Annotated in this window: 14 protein-coding genes; 10 read left to right on the plus strand and 4 right to left on the minus strand. The window is 65.8% G+C overall.

The window, feature by feature from the left end:
* Window positions 1-42 precede the first annotated feature (42 nt).
* Window positions 43-1,689 carry a MutS-related protein gene (locus BMY90_RS02450; RefSeq protein ID WP_175481478.1) on the minus strand — a complete coding sequence of 549 codons (1,647 nt, stop codon included), beginning with the start codon at window positions 1,687-1,689 and terminating at the stop codon, window positions 43-45.
* Window positions 1,690-1,981: 292 nt separating this feature from the next.
* On the opposite strand from BMY90_RS02450, the gene BMY90_RS02455 reads away from it, so the two are divergent.
* The 5 genes from BMY90_RS02455 to ppa all read left to right on the plus strand — a co-directional run bounded on the left by BMY90_RS02455 (window position 1,982) and on the right by ppa (window position 8,719).
* On the plus strand, window positions 1,982-2,377 hold the full coding sequence (locus BMY90_RS02455) for an RcnB family protein (RefSeq protein ID WP_092701142.1): 396 nt from the start codon (window positions 1,982-1,984) through the stop codon (window positions 2,375-2,377).
* Window positions 2,378-2,565: 188 nt separating this feature from the next.
* Complete coding sequence (locus BMY90_RS02460) at window positions 2,566-4,650, plus strand: sodium-translocating pyrophosphatase (protein ID WP_092701145.1); 2,085 nt, start codon at window positions 2,566-2,568, stop codon at window positions 4,648-4,650.
* 147 nt (window positions 4,651-4,797) lie between these two features.
* The gene (locus BMY90_RS02465; protein WP_092701148.1) at window positions 4,798-6,918 is read left to right on the plus strand and encodes a prolyl oligopeptidase family serine peptidase; all 2,121 of its coding nucleotides are present in this window, start codon (window positions 4,798-4,800) and stop codon (window positions 6,916-6,918) included.
* Window positions 6,919-7,222: 304 nt separating this feature from the next.
* Complete coding sequence (locus BMY90_RS02470) at window positions 7,223-8,080, plus strand: 2OG-Fe(II) oxygenase (protein WP_092701150.1); 858 nt, start codon at window positions 7,223-7,225, stop codon at window positions 8,078-8,080.
* A 102-nt stretch (window positions 8,081-8,182) separates the two neighbouring features.
* Window positions 8,183-8,719 (plus strand): inorganic diphosphatase, encoded by a 537-nt coding sequence (ppa, locus tag BMY90_RS02475; RefSeq protein ID WP_008210090.1) that lies wholly within the window; start codon window positions 8,183-8,185, stop codon window positions 8,717-8,719.
* A gap of 53 nt (window positions 8,720-8,772) precedes the next feature.
* Here the strand turns inward: ppa and BMY90_RS02480 are convergent, their stop codons facing one another.
* Window positions 8,773-9,747 carry a LysR family transcriptional regulator gene (locus tag BMY90_RS02480; protein WP_092701153.1) on the minus strand — a complete coding sequence of 325 codons (975 nt, stop codon included), beginning with the start codon at window positions 9,745-9,747 and terminating at the stop codon, window positions 8,773-8,775.
* Window positions 9,748-9,846: 99 nt separating this feature from the next.
* Here BMY90_RS02480 and BMY90_RS02485 point away from each other — a divergent pair, with 99 nt between their 5' ends.
* Together BMY90_RS02485 and BMY90_RS02490 are read left to right on the plus strand one after the other, a co-directional pair.
* A complete protein-coding gene (locus BMY90_RS02485; RefSeq protein ID WP_092701156.1) occupies window positions 9,847-11,055 on the plus strand; it encodes an MFS transporter in 1,209 nt (402 codons plus the stop codon).
* 171 nt (window positions 11,056-11,226) lie between these two features.
* A complete protein-coding gene (locus BMY90_RS02490) occupies window positions 11,227-12,243 on the plus strand; it encodes a zinc-binding alcohol dehydrogenase family protein (protein WP_092701159.1) in 1,017 nt (338 codons plus the stop codon).
* Window positions 12,244-12,306: 63 nt separating this feature from the next.
* Here BMY90_RS02490 and BMY90_RS02495 read toward each other — a convergent pair whose 3' ends face one another.
* Window positions 12,307-12,921 carry a ferritin-like domain-containing protein gene (locus BMY90_RS02495; RefSeq protein WP_008210100.1) on the minus strand — a complete coding sequence of 205 codons (615 nt, stop codon included), beginning with the start codon at window positions 12,919-12,921 and terminating at the stop codon, window positions 12,307-12,309.
* 171 nt (window positions 12,922-13,092) lie between these two features.
* Between BMY90_RS02495 and lipA the strand changes: the two genes are divergently transcribed.
* The 3 genes from lipA to BMY90_RS02510 are packed head-to-tail and all read left to right on the plus strand — an operon-like array spanning window position 13,093 to window position 14,717.
* Entirely contained in the window at window positions 13,093-14,097 is a 1,005-nt protein-coding gene (gene lipA / locus BMY90_RS02500; RefSeq protein WP_245734826.1) for a lipoyl synthase, read from the plus strand.
* Between the two features lie 58 nt (window positions 14,098-14,155).
* Window positions 14,156-14,350 (plus strand): hypothetical protein, encoded by a 195-nt coding sequence (locus BMY90_RS02505; protein WP_092701162.1) that lies wholly within the window; start codon window positions 14,156-14,158, stop codon window positions 14,348-14,350.
* 25 nt (window positions 14,351-14,375) lie between these two features.
* Window positions 14,376-14,717 carry a carboxymuconolactone decarboxylase family protein gene (locus BMY90_RS02510; RefSeq protein ID WP_008210103.1) on the plus strand — a complete coding sequence of 114 codons (342 nt, stop codon included), beginning with the start codon at window positions 14,376-14,378 and terminating at the stop codon, window positions 14,715-14,717.
* Between the two features lie 92 nt (window positions 14,718-14,809).
* Here the strand turns inward: BMY90_RS02510 and thiC are convergent, their stop codons facing one another.
* On the minus strand, window positions 14,810-16,687 hold the full coding sequence (gene thiC, locus BMY90_RS02515; RefSeq protein WP_092701165.1) for a phosphomethylpyrimidine synthase ThiC: 1,878 nt from the start codon (window positions 16,685-16,687) through the stop codon (window positions 14,810-14,812).
* Window positions 16,688-16,729 lie beyond the last annotated feature (42 nt).

Raw genomic sequence — 16,729 nt, forward strand, 5'->3', positions numbered from 1 at the left:
GTGCGCTCCTACATGGGGCCGGCAAGGCTTCGACCATGCGCGTCAGGCCGCGCTCTCGCGATCGCGATCCTTCTGCCACTGCTGATCCTGCATCGAATAATCCATGGCTGCGGCGACGATGCGTTCGGGGAAGTCCATCCGCGCCAGCACGCGGATCGCGTTTCGTTCGCGGCTGGCTCCCGGCCTCAACCGGTAGTCGAAAAAGCCCTCGATCTCGGGGTTTTCGCGGAAGTGGCAAAGTGCGTAGTGCTGCTTGAGGGCGGGCTGCAGCTCGACATCGTGCGTGGTCACCAGCACCAGCGCATGCCGCGCCAGATGTTCCAGCACGGCCCGGGCCAGCGCCACGCGCTCGCATGTGTTGGTGCCGCGGAACAATTCATCGATCACGAACACCGGATGGCCACCTTTCTCCGCCGTCGTGATGAACGAACGGATCGCCTCGACCTCGGCGAAGTAATGGCTCTTGCCGGATTCCACCGAATGCTCGCTGCGGATCGACGTCATCACCTGAGTCAGCGGCAAAGTAGCTTCCGACGCCAGGCAGAAACCCATGGTCCGGCCCAGGATGAGGTTGATCGACACCATCTTGATGAAGGTGGTCTTGCCGGCCATGTTCGAGCCGGTGATCAGCAGCGACTGGCCATCCAGTTCCAGTGAATTGCTGACCGGATGCGCTATCAGCGGATGGTAACCATCGACTATCCGCAGCAACGCACGATCCGCGATCGTCGGCTGGCAATGGGTCGGGTATTGCTGGAGATACGAGGCCGTGGCGATCGCCGCGTCGAGCTCGCCGATCAGCTCGAAGGTCGACGCCAGCGCCGGGCGGATCTTCGCAAACCGTCCGATCGAAAAGGCGTATGCAATCGGCTCGGCCAGAAAGAGCAGGGTCAGCCACATCGGTATGCCCAGTTCCTCCAGCGCCTTTTTCTGCAGCAACGCCATCCAGCGCAATGCGCCAAGCGCCTGCGTCCGCTGCGGGGCTTGATCCGCCAATTGTTCCAGCGGCGACAACCCCGTGCCGCGCAAGCGGGCAAGGCCATTCCCTACCCGCAGCATGCGCACGCAGGACTTCAAGGTGGCCGTGTTGCGGAAGATGCGCCACATCGACCGATACGCAATGACGGCATTGACGGCCAGCATGCCCAGCCAGATCCAGATCGGCCACGCCAAGGCGATGGTTGCGGCCAGCACGGCGATGGAGGCCAGTCCCCACAGCGCCAGCAGCCAGCGGTGTTTCGGTGGCGCCGGTTCCGGCCCGAAGACAAAGTCGGCGATATTGGCGTGGGTTTCCTCCTTCAACGCCATCAGCTGCTGCTGGATCTGTTCGCGCAAGGCCTGCTCCGAACGCAGTCGATCGCACAGCGCATAACGCCGGGCGGATTCGTCCGCCGTTCGCGCATACGTACGCAACTGCTTGAACAGCACCTGGCTGCCGATCGGCGTCAGCGTGGTATCGAAGCGGGCGAAGATCCGCGGAAACTCCAGGTCGCCCCAGGTGCGATCGTCGACATGCACTGCATCCGGCGCATCGCGCACCCGGTCGAAGTACCAGCTGGCAAGAAAGCTTCGCTCCCCGGCACCCGGCTGCCCCCAGTTCGCATGCAGCTCGCGTTGCAACTTCCGGCCCGGCAGGAGGCGATCGATGAGCTCGTCACGGCATTGCATGCCCAGTACCAGCAGACTCATGGCGTGAACTGCCGTGGCGCCACGCTGTTGATATGCGGCTTCATTCGATTCCCCCTCCATGTCAGCGTGAATGGCGGCGGCCATCGACACACGCGAAACTCGATGATGGGGTCACTCTGGCGAAATCCCACCTCCCTCGCGAAAACCCCATGCAATCAAGAACCTGCAGGCCGGCCTCAAAATATCCTGACTCTCGCATGAAAATACGCTGCACGGCGCGCAACTGCCGTTCAGCCATGGATTCCTACGCTGGCTGCATCGGGCACCATGTTGCCCGCTGACGGAGACGACCATGAACAAGACACTACGCAACCTGGGCATCGCGCTGGTTCTTTGTGGCGCCAGCAGCCTGGCATTGGCTGCTCCGGCTCCCTACGACCATGACCACGGCCATGATCATGATCACCATGGGCACTACGACCACCGCGACCACGACCACCACGACCGCGGATACGGCCATTACGACCACCACGACCGCGGCCGTCATGAAGGCTGGCGCCGCAGCGAGCGCTGGCACCGCTGGGAGCGTGGCCGTCGCTATGGCGGCCCGGTCTACGTCGTCCGCGATTACGGTTACTACCACCTGCGCCGGCCGCCGCGCGGCTATCACTGGGTGCGCGGCGATGCCGACAACTACCTGCTGGTAGCCATCGCCACCGGGATAATCCTGGACATCGCCACGCACTGAGGCGCGTCGCCGCCACGGGGTCAGAGTCAGTTTTCCATGCGATGGCGCTTTCGCGAGAGGCCCCAGAAAACTGACTCTGACCCCAGTCCCATCCGCTGCGCCGCACAACAGGCTGCACGGCAAGGTCTGCCTATACTCGTGACGGCCGCCCGTTTTGGGCGGCCGTCACAACTCATGGGGAGGCACCGATGCTGCAGCAATACGGCTTGTGGATCGCGTTGGCTTGTGCGGTCGTGGCAATCATCTACGGGGCAATCTCGACACGCTGGGTGCTGGCGCAATCGCCAGGCAACCCGCGCATGCAGGAGATCGCCGCCGCCATCCAGGAAGGCGCACGCGCCTATCTCAATCGACAATACGGCACCATCGCCATCGCCGGCGTGGTGCTGTTCGTGCTGATCGGCTTCTTTCTCAACTGGGCGACGGCGATCGGTTTCGCCATCGGTGCGCTGCTGTCCGGCGCCACCGGCTACATCGGCATGAACGTATCGGTGCGTGCCAACGTGCGCACCGCCGAGGCGGCGCGCAGTGGCATCAGTGCCGCGATGAACGTGGCGTTCCGCGGCGGCGCGATCACCGGCATGCTGGTGGTGGGCCTGGCCCTGCTGGGCGTGGCCGGCTACTACATGATCCTGCCGCACTTCGGCTATACCGGCGAGCGCGCACTGCACGCGCTGGTGGGGCTGGCCTTCGGCTCGTCGCTGATCTCGATCTTCGCGCGCCTGGGCGGTGGCATCTTCACCAAGGGCGCCGACGTGGGCGCCGACCTGGTGGGCAAGGTCGAAGCCGGCATTCCCGAGGACGACCCGCGCAATCCCGCGGTGATCGCCGACAACGTGGGCGACAACGTGGGCGACTGTGCGGGCATGGCCGCCGACCTGTTCGAGACCTACGCGGTGACGGTGATCGCCACCATGCTGCTGGGCGGACTGGCCTTCACCCGCAATCCCGATGCAGTGCTGTATCCGCTGGTGCTGGGTGCAGCCTCGATCATCGCCTCGATCATCGGCACCTTCTTCGTGCGGGTGAAGCAAGGCGGCGGTTCGATCATGGGCGCGCTGTACAAGGGCGTGCTGGTGTCGGCGGTGCTGGCGGCGATCGCGTTCTGGTTCATCACCCGCGCGCTGTTCCCGCAGGGCCTGACCGGCGACGACGGCAACCTGATCGCCGGCAACGCGCTGTTCGGTTGCGCGTTGATCGGCCTGGTCCTGACCGGTCTGATCGTGTGGATCACCGAGTACTACACCAGCACCGACTACAAGCCGGTGCGGCACATCGCACAGGCATCCACCACCGGCCACGGCACCAACATCATCGCCGGCCTGGGCATCTCGATGAAGGCCACCGCGTGGCCGGTGCTGGCGATCTGCGCGGCGATCTGGGGCGCCTACCATTGCGGCGGCCTGTACGGCATTGCCATCGCGGTGACCGCGATGCTGTCGATGACCGGCATGATCGTGGCACTGGACGCCTACGGCCCGATCACCGACAACGCCGGCGGCATTGCCGAAATGGCCGAACTGCCCGCCGAAGTGCGCAACATCACCGATCCGCTCGACGCCGTGGGCAACACCACCAAGGCGGTGACCAAGGGCTACGCGATCGGCTCGGCGGCACTGGCCGCGCTGGTGCTGTTCGCCGACTACACGCACAACCTCGACGTGGCGGCGCGCGCCAGCGCCACCGCGGCCGGCGTGGCGTACCAGCCGTTCACCTTCGACCTGTCCGACCACATGGTGATCATCGGCCTGCTGATCGGCGGCCTGATTCCCTACCTGTTCGGCGCCATGGCGATGGAAGCGGTCGGCCGCGCCGCCGGTGCGGTGGTGGAAGAAGTGCGCCGGCAGTTCCGCGACATCGCCGGCATCATGGAAGGCACCGGCAAGCCGCAATACGACAAGGCGGTGGACATGCTGACCAAGTCGGCGATCCGGGAAATGATCATCCCGTCGCTGCTGCCCGTGGTGGTACCGATCCTGGTCGGCCTGATCCTGGGGCCGAAGGCGCTGGGCGGTGTGCTGATCGGCACGATCGTCACCGGCCTGTTCGTGGCCATCTCGATGACCACCGGCGGCGGCGCCTGGGACAACGCCAAGAAATACATCGAGGATGGCAACTTCGGCGGCAAGGGATCGGAGGCGCACAAGGCCGCCGTCACCGGCGACACCGTGGGTGACCCGTACAAGGACACCGCCGGTCCCGCGGTGAACCCGCTGATCAAGATCATCAACATCGTGGCGTTGCTGATCATTCCGCTGCTGGCGGTGCACTGAACTCGTTGGGCAACGGGGCCGGGGCCGAACGGTACTGGCCCCGGGAAAACCGGGGTCAGAGTCAGTTTTCGACGTTTCCGGCGAAAATCCTGGTGTATGGAAAACTGACTCTGACCCCACTCGCTCGTCAACCGGCAAGGACTCTCCATGACCTCGAAGACTTCCCTCTGGCTCGCGCTGGCGCTGGGCGCCACACTGGGCGGCATGACTCCGACCCACGCAGCCACCACCGGCGCCCAAGCGACCAGCGACGATCCCTATCTGTGGCTTGAAGCCACCCACGCGCCACGCGCGATGGATTGGGTGAAGGCGCAGAACACGATCACCGAAAAGGCCTTTGCCAGCTCGCCCGAGTTCACCCACACCTACGACCAGGTGCTGCAGGTGCTCGACTCGGACGCACGCATTCCCTACGTCGAGCGCATGGGCGATTTCCTGTACAACTTCTGGAAGGACAAGACGCACCCGCGCGGCGTCTGGCGCCGCACCACGCTGGCCGAGTACCGCAAGGCCGAGCCGAAGTGGGACGTGCTGCTGGACGTGGACGCATTGAACAAGGCCGAGGGCAAGCGCTGGGTGTTCAAGGGCGCGCAATGCCTGAAGCCGGCCTATACGCGCTGCCTGATCTCGCTGTCGCCGGACGGTGGCGACGCGGTGCAGGTGCGCGAATTCGACACCGCCACGCGCGCGTTCGTGAAGGGTGGCTTCGAGCTGCCCGTCGCCAAGACCCAGGTCGGCTGGATCGACCAGAACCACCTCTACGTCGGCACCGATTTCGGCCCCGGCTCGATGACCAAGTCGAGCTACCCGCGCATCGCCAAGGAGTGGACGCGCGGCACGCCACTTTCGTCCGCCGTCACCATCTACGAGGGCAAACCCACCGACCTGGCCGTCGGTGCCTACCACGACCGCACGCCGGGCTTCGAACGCGACTTCATCACCGTCGCCAAGGATTTCTTCCACACCGAAAACTTCCTCCGCAAGGGTAACCAGCAGGTGAAGCTGGACATTCCCAGCGACGCCAGTTTCGACGCGCATCGCCAGTGGTTGCTGGTGCAGACGCGCTCGCCGTGGACGGTGGGCGGCACAACCTGGCCATCCGGCGCCCTGCTGGTAACGAAGTTCGACGACTTCATGGCCGGCAAGCGCCACTTCACCGCCCTGTTCGAACCGGATGCGCACACCGCGCTGTCCAGCTACGCATGGACCCGGCACCATCTGATCCTCGACGTGCTGAATGACGTGAAGAGCCGCCTCGACGTGCTCACGCCGCAGGACACCGGCGCATGGCCGAGCAAGGCATTGCCCGGGGCGCCCAGCTTCAGCACGGTCAGCGTGGTCGACACCGATCCGGACCACAGCGATGAGTACTGGCTTTCGGTCACCGGCTTCCTTACCCCGTCGTCGCTTGAACGCGGCGTGCTGGGCAAGCACCAGGCCGAGACGATCAAGCACGAGCCGGCGTTCTTCGATGCCGCGAAATTCGACGTCAGCCAGCACTTCGTCACCTCGAAGGACGGCACCCGCGTGCCCTATTTCGAGATCGCGCCGAAGGACATCAAACTGGACGGCAGCAACCGCACGCTGCTGTACGGCTATGGCGGCTTCGAAGTCTCGCTGTTGCCGTTCTACAGCGGCAGCATCGGCCGCGCGTGGCTGGAGCGCGGCGGCGTCTACGTCATCGCCAACATCCGCGGCGGTGGCGAGTACGGTCCGCGCTGGCACCAGGCCGCGTTGAAGGCGAATCGACCCAAGGCCTACCAGGACTTCGCCGCGGTGGCCGAAGATCTGGTCAAGCGTGGCGTCACCTCGGCGAAGCACCTCGGTGCCGAAGGCGGCAGCAACGGCGGCCTGCTGATGGGCAACATGCTCACCGAGTATCCGCAGTTGTTCGGCGCGATCGCCTGCGAAGTGCCGCTGCTGGACATGAAGCGCTACACCCACCTGTCCGCCGGTGCGTCGTGGATCGCCGAATACGGCAATCCGGACGATCCAAAGCAATGGGCCTTCATCAAGACCTTCTCGCCGTACCAGAACGTCAAGCTCGGCGAGAACTATCCGCCGGTGCTGTTCTACACCACCACCAGCGACGACCGCGTCGGCCCGGCCCAGGCACGCAAGATGGCCGCGAAGATGGAAGGCATGGGCTACAAGAAGGTGTGGTTCTACGAAAACACCGAAGGCGGCCACGGCGCCGGCGCCGACAACAAGCAATCGGCACACATGCACGCGATGGTCTACGACTTCCTGTGGAACGAGTTGAAGTAAGTCGCCGCCGAGAGGCAGCACACGCGCGAGCCGGCTCGATGCCGGCTCGCGTCGTTTTCAGGCGAAGCCTCGGCTACCCGTCGACGGAATGCTTCCAGCCGCTGCACTGGCATGCATCTTGTTCGGCATCTTTTTCGGGATGGATGGCTGCACAGCCGCTCGATTCCAGCAGCATTTGATGCCGCCTGGTGCAAGCAGACACGCCTAGTGCACGGTTTTTCGAAGGACCACGCTGAAGTAAGCTGGTCTGCGCACGAACGGCGTTGCGGCGCCGCCCCATCATCTGCAGGCCATCCGCTTTCCCATGCGCTCCCACACCCCGATCACTCCCGAACTGCGCCAGTGGATCCTCGAGACCACCCGCACCGGCCACAGCCTCGGCGACGTGCTGCGCTTGATGCACGACAGCGGCTATTCGCAGCACGACAGCCGACGCATCGTCGCCGCCGTGCTGGACATGCCGATGACCGCGTTGGAAGCACGTCTGCGCCCGCACCGCCCGAACGGCGCCCACGTCCTTCTGCCGGACGGACCACATGTCGTGATTGGCGAGCGCAGTGTGCGCGTGATGCTGGCCGCCGAAACGCCGCCGCTGCGCGTGTTCGATGGCTTGCTGTCCGACGACGAATGCGCGGCGCTGATCGAACTGGCCAAGCCGCGCCTGCAACGCGCGCGCACCGTGGCGGAGGATGGCGCCCAGCAGATCGACGAGCATCGCACCAGCGACGGCATGTTCTTCGGGTTGGGCGAACAACCGCTGATCGAGCGTATCGAGGCGCGCATCGCCGCCCTGCTCGGCATGCCCGTCGACCACGGCGAGGGCCTGCAGGTGCTGCACTACCTGCCGGGCCAGCAATACGAGCCACACCAGGACTGGTTCGATCCCACCCAGCCCGGCTACGCCGCGATCACCGCCACCGGCGGCCAGCGCATCGCCAGCCTGGTGATCTACCTCAACACGCCCGACGCCGGCGGTGGCACCGCGTTCCCCGAGATCGGGCTCACCGTCACCGCCCTGCGCGGTTCGGCCGTCTGTTTCACCTACGAAAGTGGCGACGCGGCCTCGCTGCACGCCGGCCTGCCGGTGACCCGCGGCGAGAAATGGATCGCCACCAAGTGGCTGCGCGAACGGCCTTACCGGGAACCTGCCGGCCCACGTTGAACTGCGCTGCGGCACCGGCATTCAGCCTCTGCTGCTGCAACGCAACAGCCAGTGGCGTATCCTTGCGGTTTTTCCTCCACCGAAATCGCGCAAGGACAATCCATGGGTCTGGATCAGGTCAAAGCCGGCCGCAACGTGCCGGACGAAATCAACGTCATCATCGAAATCCCCAAGGATGCCGAGCCGGTCAAGTACGAAGTCGACAAGGAATCGGGCGCGATCTTCGTCGACCGCATCCTGTCCACGCCGATGCGCTACCCGTGCAACTACGGCTACGTGCCGGGCACGCTGGGCGGCGACGGCGATCCGCTGGACGCGCTGGTGATCCTGCCACTGCCGCTGACCGTGGGTTCGGTGATCCGCTGCCATCCGGTCGGCATGCTGAAGATGACCGATGAAGCCGGCAGCGACGAGAAGCTGGTGGTGATCCCCTCGCCCAAGGTGTTCCCGGGCTACGCCCACATCAACGACATGAAGGGCGTCTCGCCGCACTGGCTGGAGCGCATCGGCCACTTCTTCGAGCACTACAAGGATCTGGAGAAGGGCAAGTGGGTGAAGGTGGAGGGCTGGGTCGGCGCCGACGAGGCGAAGGCCGAAATCACCGCCGGTATCGCGCGCCACGTGGCAAACAAGGCGTAATCCCCGTACCCGGGTGAATCCACGGCGCGTCGCTGCAAGGCGGCGCGCCGTTTTCATGCGCCGCGCTTGGCGGATGCCGGTCGTCCTGGTCGCACGGGCTGCGCCGTGCGTGTCGCCGGACCACGTTCCCACGGCGACGGATCGCCAAGCCGCTCGGCCAGAAAGTCCACGAACGCGCGCACCCGTGGCGGCACCAGGCGACGCTGCGGCATCACTGCGTGGATGCCGGTCGTGGCGATCGGATAGTCCGGCAGCAGCACCTGCAACTCGCCACGGGACAGTTGCTCGTGGACATGCCAGACCGAATGCATCGCGATGCCGAGCCCGGCCATCGCCGCATCCCGCAACAACGCACCCTGGTTGCTCTCGAAGCGCCCCTGCACCCGCTGGACGATCTCGCGCCCCCGGCGGTCGCTGAAATGCCAGATGTCTTGCCGTCCCTGGCTGCCGACCAGCAGCAGGCAATCGTGTGTCGCCAATTCGGCCGGCGTACGTGGCGTGCCATGTCGTTGCAGGTAGTCCGGCGATGCGCACAGCACGCGCCGGTTGCTCGCCAGCTGGCGCGCCACCAGGCCGGAGTCGCCCAGCGCGCCGACGCGGATGCCCAGGTCGAACCCGGAGCCGACCAGGTCCACGATCTGGTCGTCGAGATTCACGCTGAGCTTCACGCGCGGATGCAAGGCCAGGAATTCCGGCAGCAGCGGCGAGATGTAGCGGCCCCCGAATGCGGCCGACATGGTCACCCGCAGCGTACCGCTGACTTCGGTGGCGCTTTGGCGCAGGCCGCCGGTGAGCGATTCCAGGTCCTCCACCAGCGCCCGGCCCTGCTCGGCCAGCAGCATGCCTTCGGGCGTCGCGTGCAACCGACGCGTGGTCCGGTGCAACAGGCGCACGCCCAGTTCGCGCTCCAGCCGCTTCAGGCGCTGGCTGGCCACCGCCACCGACAGGTCGAGGCTGCGCGCGGCCGCACTGATCGAACCAAGATCGAGCACGCGCAGGAACAGCCTGAGGTCACCGATACGGTCCATGACTATCAATTATTTGTTGATAATGATTAGCCATGTTGATGGTTTTTGAATAAAAGGCAAATCCTTAAGCTGGCGCCTCGTTTCTTCAGGATTGCCGCCATGCACTCCCCTCCCGCCCGACCACGCACCCCGTTGGCGCTGTATGCGCTGACCGCGGGCGCCTTCGGCATCGGCACCACCGAGTTCGTGATCATGGGCTTGCTGCAACAGGTCGCCGCCGACCTGCACGTCAGCATCAGTGCCGCCGGCCTGCTCATCTCCGGCTATGCGCTGGGCGTGTTCGTGGGCGCGCCGCTGCTGACCCTGGCCACCCACCGCATGCCGCGCAAGGCCGTGCTGCTGGCGCTGATGGCGATCTTCACGCTGGGCAACCTGGCCTGTGCCATCGCGCCAAACTACGCCACGCTGATGGCGGCGCGGGTGCTCACCTCGCTGGCCCACGGCACCTTCTTCGGCGTGGGCGCGGTGGTGGCCACCTCGCTGGTGAGCGAGGATCGCAAGGCCTCGGCGATCTCGATCATGTTCACCGGCCTGACCGTGGCCACCTTGCTTGGCGTACCGGCCGGTGCCTGGCTGGGCTTGCATTTCGGCTGGCGTTCCACGTTCTGGGCGGTGGCCGTCATCGGCGTGCTCGCGGCCAGCGTCGTCGCCCTGCTGGTGCCGCCGGAAAAAGGCGATGCCACGCCGATGGCGCTGCGCGCCGAATGGCATGCGATCAGCCGAGCGCCGGTGCTGCTGGGCCTGGCGATGACGGTACTGGGTTTTGCCGGGGTGTTCCTGGTGTACGCCTACATCGAGCCGCTGCTGACCCGCGTCACCGGCTTCGCGGATACGGCGGTGTCGCCGATCCTGCTGGTGTTCGGGGTCGGCATGATCGCGGGCAACATGCTGGGTGGACGCCTGGCTGATCGCCACCTGCCGTCCTCGCTGCTGGTCACGTTGGCGGCGTTGGTGGTGGTGCTTGGCGCAATGGGTTTCGTGCTGCACGACAAGACGCTGATGGTGCTGTTCGCCGGCCTGCTCGGCGTGGCGGCATTTGCCACCGTGTCGCCCTTGCAGCTCTGGGTGCTGCAACAGGCGGCCGGCGCCCCCAGCCTGGCGTCCAGCCTCAACATCGGCGCGTTCAACCTGGGCAATGCGCTGGGTGCGTGGCTGGGCGGCGTGGTGATCGCGCACGGCGCCGGCCTCACCGCGCTGCCGTGGGCCGCTGCGCTGGTGGGCGTGGCCGGATTCGCACTGGCGCTGTACGCGCTGCGCAACGCGCGCGCGGCGCGGCTGACGGCCACGGTAGCCTGCCCGCAAGCCTGACCCGCCTCTGCCCGAATCATCGCAGAGCACGTGCATGGCATGTCACTCTGCAGTCACCACCAGCAACATCGTGCCGCTCTATCCCTACTACGCTTGCTGCAACGATTCGTTCGTCGAACGCGATCCGCCACCGATGAACGCCATCCATCCCGCCCCCACGGAGTCGAACCCATGAAAGCCGTCGCCCTCACCCGTTACCTGCCCATCGACGATCCGCAATCGCTGCTCGACGTGGAGCTGCCGCAGCCGCAACCCGGCGAACACGACCTGCTGGTGCGCGTGGAAGCCGTGTCGGTGAATCCGGTCGACACCAAGGTGCGTTCGCCCAAGCCGCAGGTCGAGGCGCAGCCGAAGGTGCTCGGTTACGATGCCGCCGGCGTGGTCGAGGCCGTGGGCAGCCGCGTCGAGGGTTTCCGTCCCGGCGACCGCGTGTATTACGCCGGCGACATCACCCGCTCGGGCAGCAATGCCGAGTACCACCTCGTCGACGCGCGAGTGGCGGCGGTGGCGCCACGCTCGCTCGATGCCGCGCAGGCCGCTGCGCTGCCGCTTGTCGCGATCACGGCGTGGGAACTGCTGTTCCAGCGCATGCCGTTCGACAGCGAACACGGCGGCAAGGGCAAATCGTTGCTGGTGATCGCCGGTGCCGGCGGCGTCGGTTCCATCGCGATCCAGTTGGCGCGACGCGCCGGTTTCACCGTGATCGCCACCGCCTCGCGCCCCGAAACCGTGGCCTGGTGCAAGGAGATGGGCGCGCAGCACGTGATCAACCATCGCGAACCGCTGGCAGCACAACTGCAAGCCCTGGGCTTTGCGCAGATCGACGCGGCCATCAACCTGGCCGACACCTCACGCTATTGGGACGTGCTCGGCGAACTGCTGATCCCGCAAGGCCATGTCGGCCTGATCGTGGAGCCGTCGGAGGCGCTGAAGATCGGCGATCCGTACAAGTTCAAATGCATCGGAATCCACTGGGAAATGATGTTCGCGCGTCCGCGCTTCAAGACGCCGGACATGGCCGAACAGGGACGCATCCTGGCCCGCGTGGCCGAGCTGATCGATGCCGGTGAACTGAAGAACATCCAGCGCGAGCAACTGGTGCCGATCAACGCAGCCAATATGCGCGAAGCGCATCGCCGGCTGGAGTCGGGCAGCACGATCGGCAAGCTGGTGCTGGCCGGCTGGTAACCGCGAAAAATCCCGGCGGGGCGGTTTGAGCCGCCCCGCCGGGCTGTCATCGACAGAACGCGATCAGCTGCGCTTGTGCGCGGCGGTCTTGCCGCCGGTGGTCTTGCGCTGCGGCGCCGACTTGGCCGGCTCGCCCTTCTTGCCCAACTGCTCCAGCAAGGTGTTCATGTCCTCGGCGTGCTCTTCCTCCATCGCCAGGATGCTTTCCAGCACGCGGCGCGTGGTCGGATCGGCACTGCCGACGTAGTCGATCATCTCGCGGTAGCTGTCGATGGCGATGCGCTCGGCGACCAGGTCTTCCTTGATCATGTCGACGATATCCTCGCCTTCCACGTAGTCGGAATGGCTGCGCGAGAGCAGGCCCTCGGGCGACAGGTTGGGCTTGCCGTCGAGCTGGGTGATGCGTTCGGCGATCAGGTCGGCATGCCCCTGCTCCTCGTTGGCATGCTGCAGGAACTCTTCCTTGATCGCCTGCGAATGGATGCCCGAGGCCATGTAGTAGTGGTACTTGTAGCGCAGCACGCAGACGATCTCGGTGGCCAGCGCGTGGTTGAGCAATTTGATCACGGTGGTGCGGTCGGCCTTGTAGCCGGCCGTCATTGCGCCCTTGTCGATGTCCTGGCGCGCACGCTTGCGGATGTTCTCGATATCGCTGACGAAGGGCTTGGCTTTCGGCATGGCTGGCTCCTGCGGGCTGGGTCGGACAGCGACGCTTGGCCGCTGCGGATGTGAAGTCCGCACAGCCTAGAAACAGCGGTGGAAAGGCCAGGTGAAGGAAAGCCGCCGCAAAATGCCCCGGCCACTTCCTGACATGCATCAGGGCGATCGGGCGCCGGCTGCGGGAGACTGATGGCCATCCTTCCCGGCACGCGTCTCATGTCCAGCCACTCTTCCATTCACGACGGCAGCAAGTTCATCAGCCCGCAGGGCACCCGTGCAATCAAGGGCGGCATTCGCCCGAACGCCGGCAGCGGTTTGCCGGACGTGGAGCGCAAGCCGCCGTGGTTGCGCATCAAGCTGCCCAGCGGGGCACGTTACGAAGCCGTGCACGAGATCGTGCGCAGCCACAAGTTGAACACCGTCTGCGCCGAGTCGAAGTGTCCGAACATTGCCGAATGCTGGGGCCGCGGCACGGCCACGCTGATGCTGATGGGTTCGGTATGCACGCGCGCGTGCCGGTTCTGCTCGGTCAGCACCGGCAATCCGCAGGGCTGGCTCGATCCCATGGAGCCGCTGCAGGTCGCCGATGCGGTGGCCTTGATGGGACTGAAGTACGTGGTACTGACCTCGGTCGACCGCGACGACCTGCCCGATGGCGGCGCCGCCCATTACGCCGCTTGCGTGCGGGCAATCCATCAACGCTCGCCGCAAACCGCGGTGGAAGCGTTGACGCCCGATTTCGCCGGCAACCATGACGCGGTGGCCCACGTGCTCGACGCCGGCCTGACCACCTATGCACAGAATCTGGAGACGGTGGAGCGGCTGACCCATCCGGTGCGCGATCCGCGCGCCGGTTACGCGCAGACGCTGGACGTGCTGGCGTTCGCCAAGCGGCACGCGCCGCAGACGCTGACCAAGACCAGCCTGATGCTGGGCCTGGGCGAGACCGACGCCGAGATCGAACGCACGCTGGACGATATACGCGGTGCCAACGTCGACGTGGTTACCCTGGGTCAGTACATGCGTCCCAGCCCGCATCATCTCGCGGTGCAGCGCTTCGTCACCCCGGACGAGTTTCGCGAGTACCGCCAGCTGGCGCTGGGCAAGGGCTTCGTGGAAGCGGTCGCCGGACCGCTGGTGCGTTCGAGTTATCGCGCCGAACGCGTGCTGGAGCACAACAACCTGGGGCTGTAACCCGCGCGCGACGGGGCAGCCGATTTTCGGATGTCGGACGACATCAGGAGGAACTGCCATGTACGTCTCGCTGCCGCAACACGTTCCCCGCCACACACTGGTCAGCCCCGCACCCGTTGCCACCGCCCCCGTGCCGGATGACGCCGCCGCCGTGCGTGCGCGCGAGCAGCGTATCGACGCCGAACTCGCGCAGAGTTTCCCGGCCAGTGACCCGCCGAGCTGGGTGCACGGCACGGTATCGGCACAGGACTGAACGTCGACTTTCGAGGAGAACCACCATGGACCATACGATGTATCCGCCGTCGAGCGCGGAGCTGGCGCGCATGCGCCGCGAACTGGCACCCAAACCGCTGGAGGCGTTCAAGGCATTCAGCGCGGCGGTCTTTGCCGACGGCGCACTGCCGAACGTCACCAAGCAACTGATCGCGGTGGCGGTGGCGCACGTCACCCAATGCCCGTACTGCATCAAGGGGCATACCGCCGAGGCGCTGAAACAGGGCGCCAGCGAAGCGCAGATCATGGAAGCGATCTGGGTGGCCGCCGAGATGCGCGCCGGCGGCGCCTACGCCCATTCGACGCTGGCCCTGGACAGCATGCGGCACGCGCACGGCGAGGATTGACACGCCGCGCGCGCCGTCACATGCCCGATCGGCCACGCCGCGCGCGCAGTGCGCCGAGCCTTGCCGCACAGGCGGCCGGCCTTTCGCCGCCATCAGGCCTTGCGATACACCTCCGCGCCCTGCGCGCGGAATTCGGCGGCCTTTTCCTCCATGCCTTCGGCCAGCGCCTCGATCTCGCCGGTGCCGTGCTCGGCGGCGTAGTCGCGCACGTCCTGGGTGATCTTCATCGAGCAGAACTTCGGACCGCACATCGAGCAGAAGTGCGCGCTCTTGTGCGCATCCTTCGGCAACGTCTCGTCGTGGAATTCCTTGGCTTTCTCCGGATCGAGGCCGAGGTTGAACTGGTCGTCCCAGCGAAACTCGAAGCGCGCCTTCGACAACGCGTTGTCGCGCACCTGCGCACCGGGATGTCCCTTGGCCAGGTCGGCGGCATGCGCGGCAATCTTGTAGGCGATGATGCCGTCGCGCACGTCCTGCTTGTCGGGCAGGCCCAGGTGTTCCTTCGGCGTCACGTAGCAAAGCATGGCGGTGCCGAACCAGCCGATCATCGCCGCGCCGATTGCGCTGGTGATGTGGTCGTAGCCGGGCGCGATGTCGGTGGTGAGCGGCCCCAGCGTGTAGAACGGCGCCTCGCCGCACTTCTCCAACTGGCGGTCCATGTTCTCCTTGATCAGTTGCATCGGCACGTGGCCGGGGCCTTCGATCATGGTCTGCACGTCGTGCTTCCACGCGATCTGCGTCAACTCGCCCAGCGTATCGAGCTCACCGAACTGCGCCGCGTCGTTGGCGTCGGCCACGCAACCGGGGCGCAGGCCGTCGCCGAGACTGAAGGAAACGTCGTACGCCTTCATGATCTCGCAGATGTCCTCGAAGTGGGTGTAAAGGAAATTTTCCTTGTGGTGCGCCAGGCACCATTTGGCGAGGATCGAGCCGCCGCGGCTGACGATGCCGGTGACGCGCTTGGCCGTGAGCGGCACGAAGCGCAACAGCACGCCGGCGTGGATGGTGAAGTAGTCCACGCCCTGCTCGGCCTGCTCGATCAAGGTGTCGCGGTACAGCTCCCAGGTGAGGTCCTCGGCCACGCCGCCCACCTTCTCCAGCGCCTGGTAGATCGGCACCGTGCCGATCGGCACCGGCGAGTTGCGGATGATCCACTCGCGCGTTTCGTGGATGTGCTTGCCGGTGGACAGGTCCATCACCGTGTCGCCGCCCCAGCGGATCGACCACACCATCTTTTCCACTTCTTCGGCGATGCCGGAGCTCACCGCGCTGTTGCCGATGTTCGCGTTGATCTTGGTGAGGAAGTTGCGGCCGATGATCATCGGCTCGCTTTCCGGATGGTTGATGTTGGCCGGGATGATGGCGCGGCCGCGGGCCACCTCGTCGCGCACGAATTCCGGCGTGATCAGCTTCGGCAGCGACGCGCCGAACGACTGCCCCGGATGCTGCGTGCGCAGCGCGCTGTCGCCCAGCGCCTCGATGCGCTGGTTCTCGCGGATCGCGATGTATTCCATCTCCGGCGTGATGATGCCGCGCCGGGCGTAGTGCATCTGGGTGACATTGGCGCCAGCCTTCGCTCGCCGTGGCACCGGCAGTTGCGGAAAGCGGATCGCCGCCAGTTCCGGTGCGGCGGCATGGCGCCGGCCGAATTCGGAACTGCGTCCTTCAAGCGGCTCGCTGTCGCCGCGTTCGGCGATCCACGCCGCGCGCAAGGGCGGCAGGCCGGCGGCCAGGTCCACCCGATGCGCCGGATCGGTGTACGGACCGGAGGTGTCATAGACGGTAATCGGCGGGTTCTTTTCCACGCCGAACATCGCCGGCGTGTCGGCCTGCGCGATCTCGCGCAACGGCACGCGCAAGTCATCGCGACTGCCCGGCACATGGATCTTGCGCGAGCCGGGAATCGGACGGGTAACGGCTTCGGAAAGTTCCTGCGCGGCACGCGCAAGATCGGTCAGCTGGGCATTCATGGTGGGATATCCGGCTTCTGTGGCAGACCCGCACGCAACGTG

The organism is Rhodanobacter glycinis (genome assembly GCF_900114325.1).
Lineage (GTDB): Bacteria > Pseudomonadota > Gammaproteobacteria > Xanthomonadales > Rhodanobacteraceae > Rhodanobacter_A > Rhodanobacter_A glycinis.